Annotated in this window: 12 protein-coding genes; 9 read left to right on the top strand and 3 right to left on the bottom strand. The window is 69.5% G+C overall.

Annotation, left to right across the window (positions count from 1 at the left end; all coding sequences use genetic code 11):
- Positions 1-342 precede the first annotated feature (342 nt).
- Positions 343-3,564, top strand: coding sequence for an isoleucine--tRNA ligase (gene ileS, locus Rai3103_RS03345; protein WP_153571391.1), 3,222 nt, complete (start codon positions 343-345; stop codon positions 3,562-3,564).
- A 96-nt stretch (positions 3,565-3,660) separates the two neighbouring features.
- Here the strand turns inward: ileS and Rai3103_RS03340 are convergent, their stop codons facing one another.
- The gene (locus Rai3103_RS03340) at positions 3,661-4,218 is read right to left on the bottom strand and encodes a DUF1707 SHOCT-like domain-containing protein (RefSeq protein ID WP_153571390.1); all 558 of its coding nucleotides are present in this window, start codon (positions 4,216-4,218) and stop codon (positions 3,661-3,663) included.
- Positions 4,219-4,311: 93 nt separating this feature from the next.
- Positions 4,312-4,716, bottom strand: a complete 405-nt coding sequence (locus Rai3103_RS03335) for a hypothetical protein (protein ID WP_153571389.1) — start codon at positions 4,714-4,716, stop codon at positions 4,312-4,314.
- Positions 4,717-5,149: 433 nt separating this feature from the next.
- Between Rai3103_RS03335 and Rai3103_RS03330 the strand changes: the two genes are divergently transcribed.
- The 4 genes from Rai3103_RS03330 to Rai3103_RS03315 all read left to right on the top strand — a co-directional run bounded on the left by Rai3103_RS03330 (position 5,150) and on the right by Rai3103_RS03315 (position 8,349).
- Positions 5,150-5,737: a hypothetical protein gene (locus tag Rai3103_RS03330; protein WP_194793248.1), complete on the top strand. Its 588-nt coding sequence runs from the start codon at positions 5,150-5,152 to the stop codon at positions 5,735-5,737.
- 604 nt (positions 5,738-6,341) lie between these two features.
- Positions 6,342-6,623, top strand: a complete 282-nt coding sequence (locus tag Rai3103_RS03325; RefSeq protein WP_153571387.1) for a hypothetical protein — start codon at positions 6,342-6,344, stop codon at positions 6,621-6,623.
- A 72-nt stretch (positions 6,624-6,695) separates the two neighbouring features.
- Positions 6,696-6,989 (top strand): GNAT family N-acetyltransferase, encoded by a 294-nt coding sequence (locus tag Rai3103_RS03320; protein WP_153571386.1) that lies wholly within the window; start codon positions 6,696-6,698, stop codon positions 6,987-6,989.
- 85 nt (positions 6,990-7,074) lie between these two features.
- Complete coding sequence (locus Rai3103_RS03315; protein WP_153571385.1) at positions 7,075-8,349, top strand: aspartate kinase; 1,275 nt, start codon at positions 7,075-7,077, stop codon at positions 8,347-8,349.
- A 267-nt stretch (positions 8,350-8,616) separates the two neighbouring features.
- Here Rai3103_RS03315 and Rai3103_RS03310 read toward each other — a convergent pair whose 3' ends face one another.
- On the bottom strand, positions 8,617-10,098 hold the full coding sequence (locus tag Rai3103_RS03310) for a hypothetical protein (RefSeq protein ID WP_153571384.1): 1,482 nt from the start codon (positions 10,096-10,098) through the stop codon (positions 8,617-8,619).
- 202 nt (positions 10,099-10,300) lie between these two features.
- Here Rai3103_RS03310 and Rai3103_RS17375 point away from each other — a divergent pair, with 202 nt between their 5' ends.
- Genes Rai3103_RS17375 through Rai3103_RS03295 form a run of 4 tightly spaced genes read left to right on the top strand, consistent with a single transcriptional unit; the run spans position 10,301 to position 15,843 of the window.
- Positions 10,301-10,585, top strand: a complete 285-nt coding sequence (locus Rai3103_RS17375) for a hypothetical protein (RefSeq protein WP_228489376.1) — start codon at positions 10,301-10,303, stop codon at positions 10,583-10,585.
- Positions 10,549-11,766, top strand: a complete 1,218-nt coding sequence (locus tag Rai3103_RS03305; RefSeq protein WP_228489284.1) for a DUF3375 family protein — start codon at positions 10,549-10,551, stop codon at positions 11,764-11,766. The genes Rai3103_RS17375 and Rai3103_RS03305 overlap by 37 nt, the downstream gene beginning before the upstream one ends.
- Positions 11,759-12,478 (top strand): DUF4194 domain-containing protein, encoded by a 720-nt coding sequence (locus tag Rai3103_RS03300; protein ID WP_153571382.1) that lies wholly within the window; start codon positions 11,759-11,761, stop codon positions 12,476-12,478. Before Rai3103_RS03305 ends, Rai3103_RS03300 begins: the two co-directional genes overlap by 8 nt.
- On the top strand, positions 12,475-15,843 hold the full coding sequence (locus tag Rai3103_RS03295; RefSeq protein ID WP_153571381.1) for an ATP-binding protein: 3,369 nt from the start codon (positions 12,475-12,477) through the stop codon (positions 15,841-15,843). Before Rai3103_RS03300 ends, Rai3103_RS03295 begins: the two co-directional genes overlap by 4 nt.
- Positions 15,844-15,890: the final 47 nt, after the last annotated feature.

Here is a 15,890-nt window from a genome sequence, read left to right as displayed (position 1 = left end):
GGTGCCCTGACGGAATCCAGGCTAGGTGTGGAGGCCGTCCCCCGGGAACCCCCGGAAAAGGAGGCTCCGCCGGAGAACCTCCGCCGGGGACTTGGGCCGAGACGAGCCCGCGCCTACAATGACAGCCGTCGCACAGCATTGATGGGGCCATCACCCCGGAGCTGCCGGAAGAACGGCCGTCCGATGCCTCGGAGGGCTCACTAGAACCGGCTGCGGCATGAACGAAGTGGGTGGGCACCTTGCGGCGTCCCGCCAAGAAGGGTGGTACCGCGGGTCCCCTCGTCCCTTCCTGCAGCCCGGCGCCGGCCGTGGCTGGACGGAAACGTACGGACGAGGACGGACATGACGCAGGAGATCTCCCTGGACGCGCAGGTCGAGCCGCGCGATCCCGCCGCGCAGGCGCACTTCGAGGGCGCCTACCACGCGGTCCCGGCCCAGATCGACCTCCCCGCGATGGAGCACCGCATCCTGGACTTCTGGGCGGCGCACGACGTGTTCGCCCGCTCGGAGCAGCGGACCCGCAACGGGAAGCGCTGGACCTTCTTCGAGGGCCCGCCGACCGCGAACGGCATGCCCGGCACGCACCACATCGAGGCGCGCGTCTTCAAGGACATCTTCCCGCGTTTCCGGACGATGCAGGGCTACTACGTGGAGCGGAAGGCCGGCTGGGACTGCCACGGCCTGCCCGTCGAGCTCGCCGTCGAGAAGGAACTCGGCATCAACGGCAAGCCGGAGATCGAGACGTACGGCATCGAGGCGTTCAACGCCAAGTGCCGCGAGTCGGTCGGGCGCCACGTCGACGCGTTCCGTGAACTGACCGACCGGATGGGCTACTGGGTCGACCTCGACAACGCCTACTGGACGATGAACTCCTCCTACGTCGAGTCGGTCTGGTGGTCGCTCAAGGAGGTGTACGAGCGCGGGATGCTCTCGCAGGACGAACGTGTCGCCCCGTACTGCCCGAAGGACGGCACCACGCTGTCCGACCACGAGGTCGCCCAGGGCTACGAGACGGTCACCGACACCACCGCGTTCGTCCGCTTCCCGGTGACCTCCGGGCCGTACGCCGGAACGGCCGATCTGGTCATCTGGACCACGACGCCGTGGACCCTGCTGGCCAACACCACCGTGGCCGTGGGCCCCGACCTGACCTACGTCACCGCCTCCGACGGCACCTCGACCGTGATCGTGGCCGAGGACAACGTGGCGAACGCGCTGGGCGAGGGGTGGACGGTCCAGGACCGCTTCCTCGGCTCGACGATGGAGGGCTGGACCTACCAGCGGCCGTTCGAGGTCGTCGACCAGCCCGGGCACGCGTTCTTCGTGGTGCTCGAGGACTACGTCGCCACAGGTGAGGGCACCGGCCTGGTGCACCAGGCGATGGCGTACGGCGAGGACGACTTCCAGTCGAGCAAGCGCCACGGGATCGAGTTGGTCAACCCGATCGGCCCCGACGGACACTTCTACCCCGACCTCGACGTGGTGGGTGGCCTGTTCTTCAAGGACGCCGACAAGGCGGTGCTGGCGGATCTGGGCAGGCGCGGGCTGTTGTTCGGCACGCTCGACCACGAGCACCCCTATCCCCACTGCTGGCGCTGCCACACCCCGCTGATGTACTACGCGACGCCGTCGTGGTACATCCGTACGACGCGGATCAAGGACGCGCTGCTCCGCGAGAACGAGGGCACCACCTGGTACCCCGAGACGATCAAGTGGGGTCGCTACGGCGACTGGCTGAACAACAACGTCGACTGGGCGCTGTCGCGGACCCGCTACTGGGGCACGCCGCTGCCGATCTGGATCAACGACGAGACCGGTGACCAGGTCTGCATCGGCTCGCTGGCCGAACTCGGTGAGCTGGCCGGGCGCGACCTGGCCGACCTCGACCCGCACCGGCCGTTCATCGACGAGGTGACCTTCACCAAGCCCGGCGTGCCCGGCACCTACCGGCGCGTGCCGGAGGTCATCGACGCCTGGTACGACTCCGGGTCCATGCCGTTCGCGCAGTGGGGCTACCCGTACGTCGACGGATCGCAGGACGCCTTCAAGCACGCCTACCCGGCGGACTTCATCTGCGAGGCGACCGACCAGACGCGCGGCTGGTTCTACTCCCTGATGGCGGTCGGCACCGCGGTGTTCGACCGGTCGTCGTACAAGAACGTGCTCTGCCTCGGCCACATCCTGGCCGAGGACGGCAAGAAGATGTCCAAGCACCTCGGCAACATCCTCGAGCCGATCCCGCTGATGGACAGGCACGGTGCCGACGCCGTGCGCTGGTTCATGGCCGCCTCCGGGTCGCCGTGGGCGGCGCGCCGGGTGGGCGACACCGCCATGCAGGAGATCGTCCGCAAGGTGCTGCTGACGTACTGGAACTCGGCCTCGTTCCTCGCCCTCTACGCCGACGCGAACGGCTGGGCCCCGGAGAACGCCGACGGCAGCCGCAAGGCCGTACCCGTGGCGGCCCGCCCGGTGCTGGACCGCTGGCTGGTCTCGGAGACGAACGTGCTGGTGCGCGACGTCACCGCGGCGTTGGAGGACTTCGACTCGCAGCGCGCCGGTCAGCTGCTGGCGGAGTTCGTCGACAACCTGTCGAACTGGTACGTCCGCCGCTCGCGGCGCCGTTTCTGGCGCGGCGACGACTCGGCACTGATCACGCTGCACGACACGATGGAGGTGCTGACCCGCCTGATGGCGCCGATGGTGCCGTTCCTCACCGAACACGTCTGGCAGCAGATCGTCGTGCCGGTGGACCGCAACGCCGCACCGTCGGTGCACCTGACCGAGTGGCCGGTTGCCGACGCCTCGGTGATCGACGAGGACCTGGACGAGGCGATGGCGCTGACCCGTCGGGTGGTCGAGCTGGGCCGCGGCGCCCGGGCCGAGGCGAAGGTGAAGATCCGCCAGCCGCTGTCCCGGCTGCTGATCGCCGGCGACTCGTACGCCCGGCTGGATGCCTCCCTGCGTGAGGAGATCGCCGACGAGCTCAACGTCGAGGCGATCGCGTCGTTCGCGTCCGCGGGTGACCTGGTCGACTACTCGGCGAAGGGCAACTTCCGCAACCTCGGCAAGCGCTTCGGCAAGCAGACCCCCAAGGTCGCCGCGGCCATCGCCGCCGCCGACGCGGCCGCCCTGCACGACGCGCTCGCGCGGGACGGCAAGGCGACGGTGGACTTCGACGGCGGCACCGAGGTGGGCCCGGACGACGTCCTGATCACCGAACGCCCCCGCGAGGGCTGGTCGGTGCTCAACGAACAGGGCGAGACGGTCGCGCTCGACCTGGAGCTGACGCCGGAACTGGTCAAGGCCGGTGTGGCGCGCGACGTGATCCGCGAGGTGCAGGAGGCCCGCAAGACCTCAGGCTTCGAGGTGTCCGACCGGATCTCGCTGGTCTGGAGCGTGCTGGACGGGCAGACCGCCGCGGCCACGGGCGAGGCCGTGCGTGAACACGCGACCCTGATCGCCGACGAGGTGCTGGCCGTGGAGATGGCCGAGGGATCGGTGCCGGAGGACGGGTTCTCGATCGAGGAGCTGGGGCTTCGGTTCGCGGTGGCTCGGCAGGGCTGAGGCTCGCGCCGGCTCGGTCCGGCAGACGTTCGAGGGGCGTACGCGGCAGCGGCTGCGTACGCCCCTCGGCTTTTCGCGCGGGTCCGGAAGTGTGGCTCAGGAGCGGTTCGGCGGATCTCCCGACGGGCGGTCGCCCGGACCGGGGCCGGGCCCCTGGGGTCCCGGGGGTAGCTCCTGATGCCGGGTGCTTCCGAGCATGCGCGACGAGGCGACGGTGAGGACGATCGCCAGGAAGATCACCAGCGGCGCGGGAACGTGGGCGAAGATGATCAGGGCGATGGCGATCGGCCAGATGATGGGCCGCAGCCCGCGTACCAGGCTCATCCAGCCCTGCTCCGTGGGGCCCGCGGCCGTGAGGTCGGTGCCGGGGCGACGCGGGAGCGCGGGGGGACCGTACGCACTCAGGGGCGGCGGCTGCGTCGGCTGGGACCAAGGAGCCAGGGGATTGAGGGTCGGCAGATCCGCGAACAGGGGGATCAGATCCGGGATCGTACGGGCCTGGAGCGCCGAGTCCATGCGTTCGTTGAACTCGGCGTCATCGAGCCGGCCAGCGACGTAGTGCTCGGACAACTCGTCCACCGCCGCCTGTCGTTCGGCATCGCCGATGCGGGGGAGCGGACGCTGGGCGTCACCGGAGCCGGGGTCGCTCGTCATGGTCGCCATTATGCCCACCGTCCGTTCGTGCGGCGGTCGTGCGTCGGCTGCGGGGCCGGCAACCCTCTACCGGCGCATCCAACAGCCAAAGGGTCAGGGCCGCAGGCCGGTGACTCCGAGCAGGAGGTACCAGATCGGCGCGCCCACCCATCCGAGGAGCCCGACGACCCCGCCGGCGATGAAGAGCGCCCACCTCAGCGTCGGCACGGGGTCGGCGAACCCGGCCAACACGATCGCGAGTCCGCCGAGGAAGGCCCAGCCGAGCCACGTCGCGACCCTGCCCATCCGGCGGGTGATGAGCCCAGCCCGGGCGATTCTCCGCGGGACGAGAGCGAGCCAGATCGCCTGAGCGACGAGTCCCGCCATGGCGAGCGCGGTCCCGGGGACGAACCCGATGACGTGCGTGACGAGGAGGAACGAGCCGAGTGCGCCCGCCACGGACGCCATCGCGACCAGCACACGGCCGATGGTTGCGCTGGCAGGGATCGGGTCGGCCACGGCATCGTGAGGATCACCGCGGCGACCAGCAGCGTTCCGATGCCGCTCATCCAGTCGCTGAGCGGTCCGAAGACCCGCTGCTCCACGTGCTGCGGGATCTCCACGCCGTACATCAGCGCGAGAGCGATGAACGTCACGAGGCCCACGATCCCGGCCGAAAATGCGAGCCGTGCGGTACTCCGGGACGGGACCGCTGAATCCGGTGCCGGCATCCTGCCCTCCCCATCCGCCCACCTGGCGGTCCAGTGGTGGTCCCGTGCGATCAGGGTACTGCTCCAGCCAGCAGGCCGTCTCTCGCGGCGTAAGGGCTCCGTGCGGCGAAGGCTGGGGACAACTGAACGACGGCGATGCGCCTGTGGATAAGTCGCGGCGTGGCCGCTGGGGTGAACCACCTATGGGCAAAGCTGGGGGCAGCCGGCCGAGGGGCGAGGGGATGCTGCGGGAACGCATGGGCAAGTTCACATCAGTGTTGACGATCATCGGAATCACCGGACTCATGGCGGGGTGCGGGAGTAACCAGGCGGCCGCTCCGGTGCCTACTCCGTCGTACTCCTGCACGCCGGATGCCTCGGGGGCGCCGTGCACCGCGGAGCTGGCCGCCGCTCAGGCCGAGGAGGCCAAAGCCTACGACGAGGCCGTGCATGCCTATCGGGAGTTCACAAAGGAACGGAACCGACTGGTGGTGGCGGGAGGCGCTGCCGCACCTACACCAGAAATGACGAAGTATGCGTCAGGGCAGTATCTGGGCGATGTTGCGTCAGATCTAGCGCTACTCGAAAAGCATGGCTACCACGGCACTTCGGGCTTGGAGATAATGCAAATCGTGCCAGTTTCGGCCACTCGGGATTCCGTTGTCCTGCGTATATGCGAGAACGGCTCTCACATTAAGCTCCTGTCTGAATCTGGACAGACTTTAGGAGCCGGAAACATGGCGAGTGTTGAGATCAAGGTCAATCGCGGGGAGGGCGCCTGGCGGGTTTCTGAGGGAAATGCCAGCAAGGAGGATGTGTGCGGATTGTGAGAGCCGTGAGGATGATCCTGAGCATCGTCGTGGGGCTCGTTGGGGTCGTGGCGGCCGGCATCCCGTCTTGGGCGGCTGGCGCGCTTCCGGACACCATCGGTGCACGTGTTGCGGCTGAGGGTGCTAATTCGGCGAAAGGAACGATCCAGTCTCTTGGGGGTGCCGCAGGATCGGCTGCAGGGCGCACGAGTGACTTGTCCGCCTCGAATGTGGGGCCATTGAGGGTGCCATTGAGTGGCGAGCGATGGGGACTGGCGGTCGATACTGCAGCAATTTCCGGCGATGAACTGCGGCAACTGTTGCTCGATCGCCAGCGCAGCTTCTACGGGCTCAATGACCCCAATGCCTGGCTATGGAACAACCTCGTGCCGCTGAATGGAGGAAATGCTCCCGCCGGGGCCGGATCGGGTCCCACAGTTGATCCTGCCGTCCTGGCGCGCCAGGCCGCCGCGACCCTGCGGTTGCCGGGGCAGACGCTGCGGATCGGTCCGGATCCCTCGAAGAACCAGTGGAAAATGGTGGCAGTCGGACAGCCGCTGTGGATGTGGCGCGAGGGGCCAGCTCAACGACTGAGACGGTGTCCCTGGCGGGCGTCACCCTCACGATGACGGCCAAGCATCAGGCGGCCACGTACGACATGGGGGACGGCACTCGGGTCACCTGCACCACCTCCACGCCTTGGGTCGCCGGCGCGCAGCCGCCTGGAACCCCGTCCCCGGATTGCGGCCACGTCTACGAGAGACCGGGCACCTACACAATCACCGCGACCCACCGCTGGAATCTCTCCTGGACCGCGATGGGTCAGTCCGGGTCCTTCCCGCTGACGAACACCGCGTCGCTCGTGGTGACCGTCGGTGAACTCGCCTCCGTCGTGGTCGCACGATGAATCGTCCTGTGCCCATGGGTGGCCGACGTACGATCGCTGAAGATCGCACCAAGGGGGCAGAGAGGAGCACGGATGTCCGATCTTCGTGTCCGCTTCAACCCGGATCGTTCGCGGTGGGAGGCGCTCCTCGACGGTGACGAGGTGGGCCACCTCGACTACCAGGTGAAGTGCGGAATCGTCGAGATGTCCGGGAGCCCCTCCGAGGGGACGGCCAATGCCGACCCCGAGAGTGAGGATGTGCTCGCTTCGCTGGTCCGCGCCGGGCTTCAGCAGGCCAAGGAGGACGGCCTCACGGTTGTCGCCACCAGCCCGGAGGTCGATGAGTTCCTCGCGACCCACCCCGACGCGGTGAGCGGATCGGACTGAGCGTCCTACGCATGGCGGATCGTTGTCCCGTTGAGTGACCGGCCCGATATCGTGTTGCTCGACTCAGAGTGAAACAGGAGGCCGCATGCCCCGCATCGTCCAGAAGTACGGCGGATCGTCGGTGGAGGACGCCGAGGCCATCAAGCGCGTGGCCCGTCGTGTTCTGGCCGCCAAACAGGCTGGCAACGACGTGGTCGTCGTCATTTCGGCCATGGGCGACACCACCGATGAGCTGATGGACCTGGCCCTGCAGGTCTCGCCGATGCCGAAGGCGCGCGAGCTCGACATGCTCCTCACCACCGGCGAGCGTCAGTCCGCCGCGCTGCTGGCGATGGCGCTCTCGGACCTCGGGGCCGAGGCCCAGTCGTACACGGGTTCTCAGGCCGGCGTCCTCACCACCGCCAAGCACGGTGATGCCCGGATCATCGACATCACGCCCGGCCGCATCGAGTCCGCCCTCGAGGAGGGCAACATCGTCATCGTCGCCGGCTTCCAGGGCGTCTCGCAGGACACCAAGGACGTCACCACCCTTGGCCGGGGCGCCTCCGACACCACCGCTGTGGCCCTGGCCGCGGCACTCAACGCCGAGTTCTGCGAGATCTACTCCGACGTCGACGGCGTCTTCACCGCCGATCCGCGGATCGTCCCGAACGCTCGTCGGATCCCCGAGATCTCGTACGAGGAGATGCTCGAGATGGCGGCCAACGGGGCCAAGATCCTGCACCTGCGTTGCGTTGAGTATGCGCGCCGCGAGCACGTACGGGTGCATGTCCGCTCATCCTTCACCGACAAGCCCGGCACGTGGGTCAAGCCCCTCAAGGACATCAAGAAAGGACCTGGCATGGAACAGGCGATGATCACCGGTGTCGCGCACGAGCGCGGCGAGGCCAAGGTCACCGTGGTTGGTGTCCCGGACCAGATCGGCCGGGCGGCGGCCATCTTCACCGCTCTGGGTGAGGCCGACATCAACATCGATGTCATCGTCCAGAACGTCTCCCGCGTCGACACCTCGCGTACGGAGATCTCCTTCACCCTGCCGACGAAGGACGCCCGCAAGGCGATCCAGACGCTCAAGTCCATCCAGGACGCGGTCGGTTTCCAGGAGCTGCTCTACGACGACCAGATCGGCAAGGTTTCGGTCATCGGCGTCGGCATGAGGTCCCACCCCGGCGTCACCGCCAAGTTCTTCAAGGCGCTCGCCGATGCGGGCGTCAACATCGGCATGATCTCCACCTCCGAGATCCGCATCTCGGTCGTCGTCGACCAGGACGACGTCGACAAGGCCGTCCGGGCCGCCCACACCGCATTCGGCCTTGACGCCGAGGGCGAGGCAGTGGTCTATGCGGGGACCGGCCGCTGACGCTACTCTGCCGACCGGCCGTGACCTCAGGGTCACGGCCGGTTGTCGTTGTCCAGCCATGAGGGCAACGTGAGGCAGCTCCGGGTGGTGAGCGGATTCTGGCGGCAGATGTGCCGGTTCCGTGGATGACTGGCGTCAAACCGTGGGTCGCGGGAGGCGAGAGGCGGTCCGGGACGCCTGTGCCGCCAGAATCCGCTCACGCAACCTCGGGCACCTGCCTGTCTGGGTCGGCGAGCGGCGGTGAGAAGACCGCCGCAGCGCGCCTCCTCACCCCGCGTGGGCGGCCCGCGCCATCTCCCGGGCCTGTTCGAAGCCGATCACCCATCCGGTCTGGCGGATGCTGCGGTAGAGCGGTGTGGTGAGCATCCGTCCCGCCGTGTCGTACACCTCCGGGAAGCCACCGTCGCGGACCATCGCTGCCGCGTACGAGGCGAGATGGCGGTCGGCCTCGTCCCGGTACTCGGCGATCCCGGTGGCGCGGTGCAGCAGGAGGAGGACCTTGATGTACTCCATGCCCCAGAAGCTCCAGATCGAGTCGCCCCCGTACGACGCGACGGCCAACCGGACCACCGGGTACTGCCGGTGCGCGCGGGTGTCGGCGTGGTACTTCACCGCGAACGGCTCGGCGATACCCGTCGCGCGGATGTGGTCGACCGATCGGACGAAGTAGTCCCGTTCGGCCGGATCGGCCGGATCGAGGAACCCCGTCGCCAGGGTGATCAACCAGTCCGAGGAGTAGTAGGAGGCGCGCACCCCTTCACTCGACAGGTCCTCCAGGAAGTGACCCTGCTCCGGCAGCCAGAACGCCGCGAGGATCTGCCGCTTGAACGCGGCCAGCTCCTCGTCGTCCACGCTGGCCAGCCCGAGCTTGCCGGCCAGCTGCATGGTCTTCCACAGGATCACGTTGTCGTAGAAGGCGGAGGACCGTCGGGTGATGTCCTTCGCCCCGGACAGTGGCAGGTCCTTCCGCACCAGGCCGGTGTCCGGATCGAGGACCCGCTCCCGGTAGGTCCGGTAGTGGGCTGCCAGGGAAGCGCCGTAGCGGGCGAGCAGATCGGCCGCCGCCTCCCGGGTGGCCAGCAGGTGGTGATCCGGGGCGTACGCCGCCGGACGGGCCGGCTCGATCCGCGCCAGCGCTGCCAGCGCGTAGAGCATCCCGTAGAGGGTGTCGGAAGGGTAGGCGTAGATGTTCACGCAGGTCGCCGCCCGCCGCCCGGTCGCCACGATGGTCGTGGTGAGCTCGGGGTGGCGGGCGAACACGCCGAGCGCGTAGCCGACGGTCTGCAGGTACACCAGTTGGCGGGCCTGCCAGTCCGCTTCGTCCCCGGGGATGCTCCGGTCCAGCATCGGGTAGAAGAAGACCCCGAGATTGCGCACGAAGAGCGCGCTGAACTGGTCCCCTGAGATCAACAGCAGCCGATCCGGGTCGAACCGCAGCGTGTGAATGTCCTGGATCACCCCGTCCACGGTCGCGGCGGCGGAGCGGGGACTGCTGAGGTAGCGCGTCCGCAACACATTGATGCCGCAGGAGTAGTAGGCCAGCGCCCGCCAGATCCGGTGCTGACGCAGCACCAGGGCGTCGTTGCGATCGACCGTCTCCAGCCCGTCCGGCGTGAACCGCGCCGTGTACGTGTTGCGCACGATGGTGAATCGCGAGAACGGGTTCGTGGCGTACGCGAAGCCGAGCGATCCCGCGGCGAGGATGCCGGATCCCAGGGCCAGCAGCCGGACGGACAGGCGACGGAACACAGGACCTCAAGCTCACGGTGGGCGAAGAGACGACGTCTCCCAGCGTAGAGCCACCAGCGGGCCGCCGCTGCACGACACAGGCTGGGCGCGCGGCCAGACGGTCACTCCTGATCCGCCATCCGGGACGCGGAGCGATTTCGGTCCGGCCTCCGGGCCTGAAAGAATGGCCCGTCGCAGGAACAGTCGTACGAACCGAGGGCACGTGACCGATGAACCGCTCGACCCGGCGCGGGTCCGTGGCGCGCTGGACAGCCCCAGCCTGAAGCTGCTGTCCGCCCACACGGCGTGGTGGGTGGTGCCGTTGTTCTCCGAGCACCTCGAACCCGCCCAAGGGCCGGTCTCCGCCGCGTGGTTCCATCGCCGGGTTGCCGAGGCGCTGCAGGCCTTCGGGCTGCCGGAGAGCCCCACCCCGCCGAGCACTGCCGCAAATGGGTCGACCAGGACCACTGGCTGGTCCGCAGCCGTGACCCCGAGGACGGCCGGCTGATGTACGAGCTGTCCGACAACGCGCTGCGCGCTCTGCGGATCGTCCGCGACACCTCGGGGGAGTCGAGCACCGTGTCGGACAGCCGGCTCGGCTCGATCTCCGACGCGGTCCGCCGGCTCGCCGACATGGCCAGCCCCGATCTCGACGCCCACATCGCCCGACTGGACGCGCGGATCGCCGAACTGGAGGAGCGCCGGGAGGCGCTGCTGGCGGGCGACGTACGCCCGGCGACCGAGGAGGAGATGCGCCGACAGTTCGACGAGGTCCGGCGACTGCTCGCCTCGCTCCCCGCCGACTTCCGCCAGCTCACCACGATGATCGAACGCCGCCACCACGCCGTCGCGGCAGGTGTCTCCAGCACCGGCACCCCGAAGGGGGCGGCGGTGGAGGAGTTCCTGCACGAGCACGACCTGCTCGCCCAGACCCCGGAGGGCCGGGCCTACCGCGGCTTCTCCGACCTGCTCGTCTCCCGCGAGGCAGAGTCATTGCGCAGCGACATCGACCTGATCCTCGATCAGGAGTTCGCCGCCACCACGCTCAGCGACAACGACCGCGCCTCGTTGCGGACGTTGATGTCCAGCCTGCTGGAGGAGGAGCACGAGGTCGAGGCGGCGTACACGCGGTGGACCGCCTCGCTGCGCCGCTTCCTCACCCGCTCCTCCGGTGGCCGCCACCAGCGGCTGCTGACCCTGGTCGACCAGGTCCTCGAGGCGGGAGACGAGCTCAGCCGCCGATCGGGACGGGCGATGATCGAGGACGTCCTCGGCGTCGGCGCCCTCGACGTACGCGACATGTCCCAGGCGGCGCTGTGGCAGCCGAGCCAGGAGGTCAAGGCACACCCGCTGGAGGCCCTCGCCCCGTCCGGGATGCTGCCCGAGGACCGTGAACTGATGATGGTCCAGGCCGGCACCTCGACCCGTGCGGTCGCATCGACGGTCAACGACCTCGTCGCCGCCGGCCCCACCACCGGCGCCAAGGTCTTCGCCGCCACCCCCGAGGCCTGCCGACGACTCGTCGTGCTCCTCGGCGTGCTCGATCTCGGCCTGGCCCACGGCCGGGTCGACCCGGGGGAGACCGAACGGGTCACCCTGATCACCCCCAGCGGCAGGGCGCGCGACGTCCTCGTCCCGCTGGTGCACTTCGACGGACCACTCCCGCTCAAGGACGGTGGCAATGACTGAATCCGGATCGACCGAGCCCGAGGCCTTCGGCACCCGCTCCGAGGCGTACGGGGAGGATGCCTTCGGCGCCCCCGCGGACCCGGAGGTGCTGCCCGACCAGGCTCGCCGCGCCCTGGCGACCCTGCTGACCTCCCGCTACATCACCCGCAGCGGACACCCGGCGGCGTGGGAGGGGCTGATCGACAACGAGCCGAGGATCCGCGCCCGGCTGGCCGACATGTTCCTCGACCTGGTCATCGACCACGAGCACGACGTCGCCTTCAAGCGCCAGGTCGACGACCCGGACGCGCCGATCGTGCTGCGGCGGGAGAAGCCACTGGGCAAGGACGCGACCCTGCTGCTCGTCCACCTGCGCCAGTTGCACGCGTTCACCGACGCCGCCGACGCGGCCGTGGCGATTACTCTGAACGAGGCCACCGACTTCCTGGCCCGGTTCCGCGATCCCAGCGACACCGACGAGGCGGGCTTCCAGCGCGACGTCGAGACCGCCCTGCGCGGGGTCGAACGGCTCGGGCTGCTGCGTCCCGACCCCGACGTCCCTGACACCTGGGTCGTCTCCCCGGCCGTGGTCGCCCTGGTGACCCCCGATCGCCTGGCGGCCATCCGTGACCAGATGCAGGTCCTCGCCGGGGGCGAGCGATCGGCCCCGGAGACGGCCCCGGACCCGGACATCGAACAGACGGACGCCGCAGAGGAGGCAGAGGACGCATGACCGACGAACTGCTCACCGACGGCCCTGACCAGTGGCGGATCAGCGCCGTCCAGGTGGTCAACTGGGGCGGCTACGGCGGCCACCACATCATGCAAGTGCGCCGCGACGGCACCGCGATCCTCGGCCCCACGGGCATGGGCAAGTCGACCATCCTCGACGCCATGTCCGCGGTGATGATGCCCAACCCGCCTGCCTTCAACCGCGCCGCCCGCGATGACGGCGGCAAGAGGTCGGAACGGACCGTCTACTCCTACGCCCGCGGCAAGATCGACGACGTGCTCACCGCCGACGGGCGGACGACCCGTACCCAGTACCTGCGCCCGCCGGGTGACCGGCCGTTCCCGTCCGCGGCAGCGATCACCTGGACCAACAGGCTGGACGAACATGTCACCGGCGCCCGGGTGGTGTGGGTCGGCGCGGACGCCGCCGCCAACGCTGACCTCAACTCCACCACCCGCTACCTGCTGGTCCGCGGCCACTTCGACCTGTCGCGGCTCAACGAGGCGATCGACCAGCCGCTGCGGGGCAGCCGGACCTGGCCCCTGGACTCCAACTCGCTCAAGCGCCTCCTCAACCCCAACCGTGACCTCGTGACGGCCTCGCAGCCCGAGTTCGAGAAGGAGATGTGCCGGGTGCTCGGCATCGGGCGCAGCGACGAGTCGTCGCGCCGGGCCCTCGAACTGCTCCGCAACGCCCAGGCGTCGAAGGGCATCTTCTCGATCAACGCGCTGTTCAAGGACTTCGTGCTCGACCGGCCACTGGCCGTGGAGCGCTGGGAGACCGCCCTGGTCACCTACCGCGAGGCCGCTCAGCTCTATGACATCTTCGAGGACGCCCGCACCCGCTACGAGGTGCTCAAGGACGTCCCGATGCTGGCGGCGCGCTATCGCGCGGCGATGACCGATTCGGCCACCGAGTGGCGCCTGCTCGGGGACGCGGAGGGCGACGACGCTCCCAGCCCGCTGGAACTGTGGAACGCCGAACACCTGCTCGACTGGGCCTCGTCGCGCATCGAGGACAACCGCACCCGCGCCACCGAGCTCGGCGCCATCGCCAAGCAGCACGACGCCGAGGCGATCGCCGCCCGCGACGAGGAGGAGGCGCTGACCCAGCGCTACTACGCCAAGGGAGGCGGCGACTCCGAGGACCTGGTCCGGCGCCGGCAGGAGGCGGCCACCCAGCTCGCGGAGCGTACGGCGGCCCGGCAGGCGTACGTGGACCGGGCACAGTGGCAGGGCTTCGAGGAACCGGCGGACGAGCCGGCCTTCGCCGCCCTGGTCCAGGCCCTCCACCAGCGCCTGCGTGGCCTGCCCGACCAGGACGCGGAGTGGAAGTCGGCCTCGTACGATGCCGCCTCCGCCCGCGGCCGGGCCCGCGACGACCTGCGCGCGGTGAGCGAGGAGATCGCCTCCCTCAAGCGCCGCCGCTCCAACGTGCCGGCCGAGGCCGACCGCACCCGCCGCGACATCGCCGAGGCCTGCGGCATCGACGTGACCCGGCTGCCGTACGTCGGGGAACTGCTGGAGGTGAAGCCGGAGGAGCGCCGCTGGGCCACCGCCGTCGATCGGGTGCTCGGCCAGCTCGCGCAGAACATCATCGTCGCGCCGGAGGATTGGCGCCGGGTGACGGCGTACGTCAATGACAACCGGATGCGGGGCCGCGTCGTGCTGGTGCCCGCGCGGCCCGCGCACAACGCGGCACCTGCGGTGCTGCCCGGCTCGGTGCCGGACAAGCTGCGGATGGACGAGGACGGCCCCTACGCCGAATGGCTCCTCGATCACCTCGTCGCCGGCTATTCGGTGCTGTGCGTCGAGGACGCCGCCGGACTCGACGCCCCCCGCGCCGCGGGCTACACCGGCGCCGTGACCCTCGCCGGGATGCGCACCGCCGCGCAGGGCCGGGTGATCAAGGACGACCGGAAGCTGCCCTCCTGGCTGGGTCTCGACAACGCCGGCACGATCGCCGAGCTGGAGACGCGCGCCGAGACCCTGCGGGCCCAGATCGCCCGGCACGACACCGAACTGGAGGACCTCGACCGACGCCGGCGCGAAGGCATCGACGTCGCGGGGGAGCTGCGCTGGCTCTCCGAGCAGACGTGGGCCTCGATCGACGTCGCGTCGGCCCGGGCGGCCGAGGCCCATGCCGCCGAGCTGCTCGGCCGGTTCACCCAGGGCCATCGCACCCTCGACTCGCTGAAGACCGAGCGCGCCGCCGCCCGCGACCGCTACGTCGCCCACACGAGCGCCGCCGCCAAGGCTCGCGAGCAGCGCGCGGGGCTGGACGAGGAGTGGGGCGCCCTGGTCGACCTGCAGGACGAGATGTCGGACGTGCTGTCCCGCGGCCAGCTGAGCGCCGAGGATCGTACGACGCTCGGCCGGCTCGGGTTCCCGGAGCCGGTGGACGCCGCCCGGGCCCGCGACACCCTGGCGATGAGCGCCGAACGGCTGCGTGCCCTGGCGCACGAGCACTCCGGTGCCGTGGAGCTCGCCGAGACGGCCCTGGTCGGCATCTTCCGCGAGTACCTGCGGGTCGATCCGCGGGCGGAGATCGACGAGACCATCGCGTCCCTGGAGGCGGTCGAGGCGATCCTGGACGACCTGGAGTCGGACGACCTTCCCCGCGCCCGTACCGAGTGGCTCGCCAAGACCCGCGAGGACATGCAGCGCAGCCTGCGGACGCTGCTGGTGCAGATCGAGGAGGATCGCCGCTCCATCCGCGACGGCCTCCTGCCGGTCAACCGGGCCCTGTCCAGTGTCGAGTTCCGCGACGGATCACGGCTGCAGATCGAGGACCGGCCGATCGCCACCGCCGATCTGGACGACTTCCGGGCGACCATCATCCGCTACACCGCCGTAGGGACGGCCGAGATCGAGGAGGACGTGACCGAGCAGATGTTCCTGGCGATGCGCCACGACCTGGCCCGGCTGGACGAGCAGTCGACGTCCGCGGAGGCGTGGCGCCGACGGGTGTTCGACGCCCGCGAGCACGTCGAGTTCCGGGCGGTCGAGCACCGGCCGGACGGTGAGCCGATCGTCCACGACGGCGTCTCGGGCAAGTCCGGTGGTGAGGGCCAGGAGCTGATCGCGTTCATCCTGGGCGCCGCGCTGCGCTACCAGTTGGGCGACGGCACCGACCAGGCGCCACGGTTCGCACCGATCGTGCTCGACGAGGGATTCGTCAAGGCCGACTCGGAGTACACCGGCCGAGCCCTGCACGCGCTGCAGAGCCTCGGCTTCCAGCTGGTGATCGGCGCGCCGCGGGACAAGGCCGCGGCGTTCGAGGACTACGTCGGCTCGATCGTCTACGTCAACCGCAATCCGGATCGCGACGGCGAGGTGCGCCTCTACGAATTCGCGATCGACTGATCGCTGGGGTCACGGCCCGGCATGCGGCAGGATCGGAACCGTTGCCG

Source organism: Raineyella fluvialis (genome assembly GCF_009646095.1).
Lineage (GTDB): Bacteria > Actinomycetota > Actinomycetes > Propionibacteriales > Propionibacteriaceae > Raineyella > Raineyella fluvialis.
The sequence above is the reverse complement of the archived record's forward strand: the minus strand, read 5'-3'. Positions and strand labels throughout refer to the sequence as shown.

What these genes read in the sequence shown, in the direction of transcription:
- Rai3103_RS03300 (WP_153571382.1), top strand. Translation starts at nt 11,759, where the DNA reads ATGACTGAATCCGGATCGACCGAGCCCGAGGCCTTCGGCACCCGCTCC.
- Rai3103_RS03295 (WP_153571381.1), top strand. Translation starts at nt 12,475, where the DNA reads ATGACCGACGAACTGCTCACCGACGGCCCTGACCAGTGGCGGATCAGC.
- ileS (WP_153571391.1), top strand. Translation starts at nt 343, where the DNA reads ATGACGCAGGAGATCTCCCTGGACGCGCAGGTCGAGCCGCGCGATCCC.
- Rai3103_RS03315 (WP_153571385.1), top strand. Translation starts at nt 7,075, where the DNA reads ATGCCCCGCATCGTCCAGAAGTACGGCGGATCGTCGGTGGAGGACGCC.
- Rai3103_RS03325 (WP_153571387.1), top strand. Translation starts at nt 6,342, where the DNA reads ATGACGGCCAAGCATCAGGCGGCCACGTACGACATGGGGGACGGCACT.
- Rai3103_RS03340 (WP_153571390.1), bottom strand. Translation starts at nt 4,218, where the DNA reads ATGACGAGCGACCCCGGCTCCGGTGACGCCCAGCGTCCGCTCCCCCGC.
- Rai3103_RS03320 (WP_153571386.1), top strand. Translation starts at nt 6,696, where the DNA reads ATGTCCGATCTTCGTGTCCGCTTCAACCCGGATCGTTCGCGGTGGGAG.
- Rai3103_RS03330 (WP_194793248.1), top strand. Translation starts at nt 5,150, where the DNA reads ATGCTGCGGGAACGCATGGGCAAGTTCACATCAGTGTTGACGATCATC.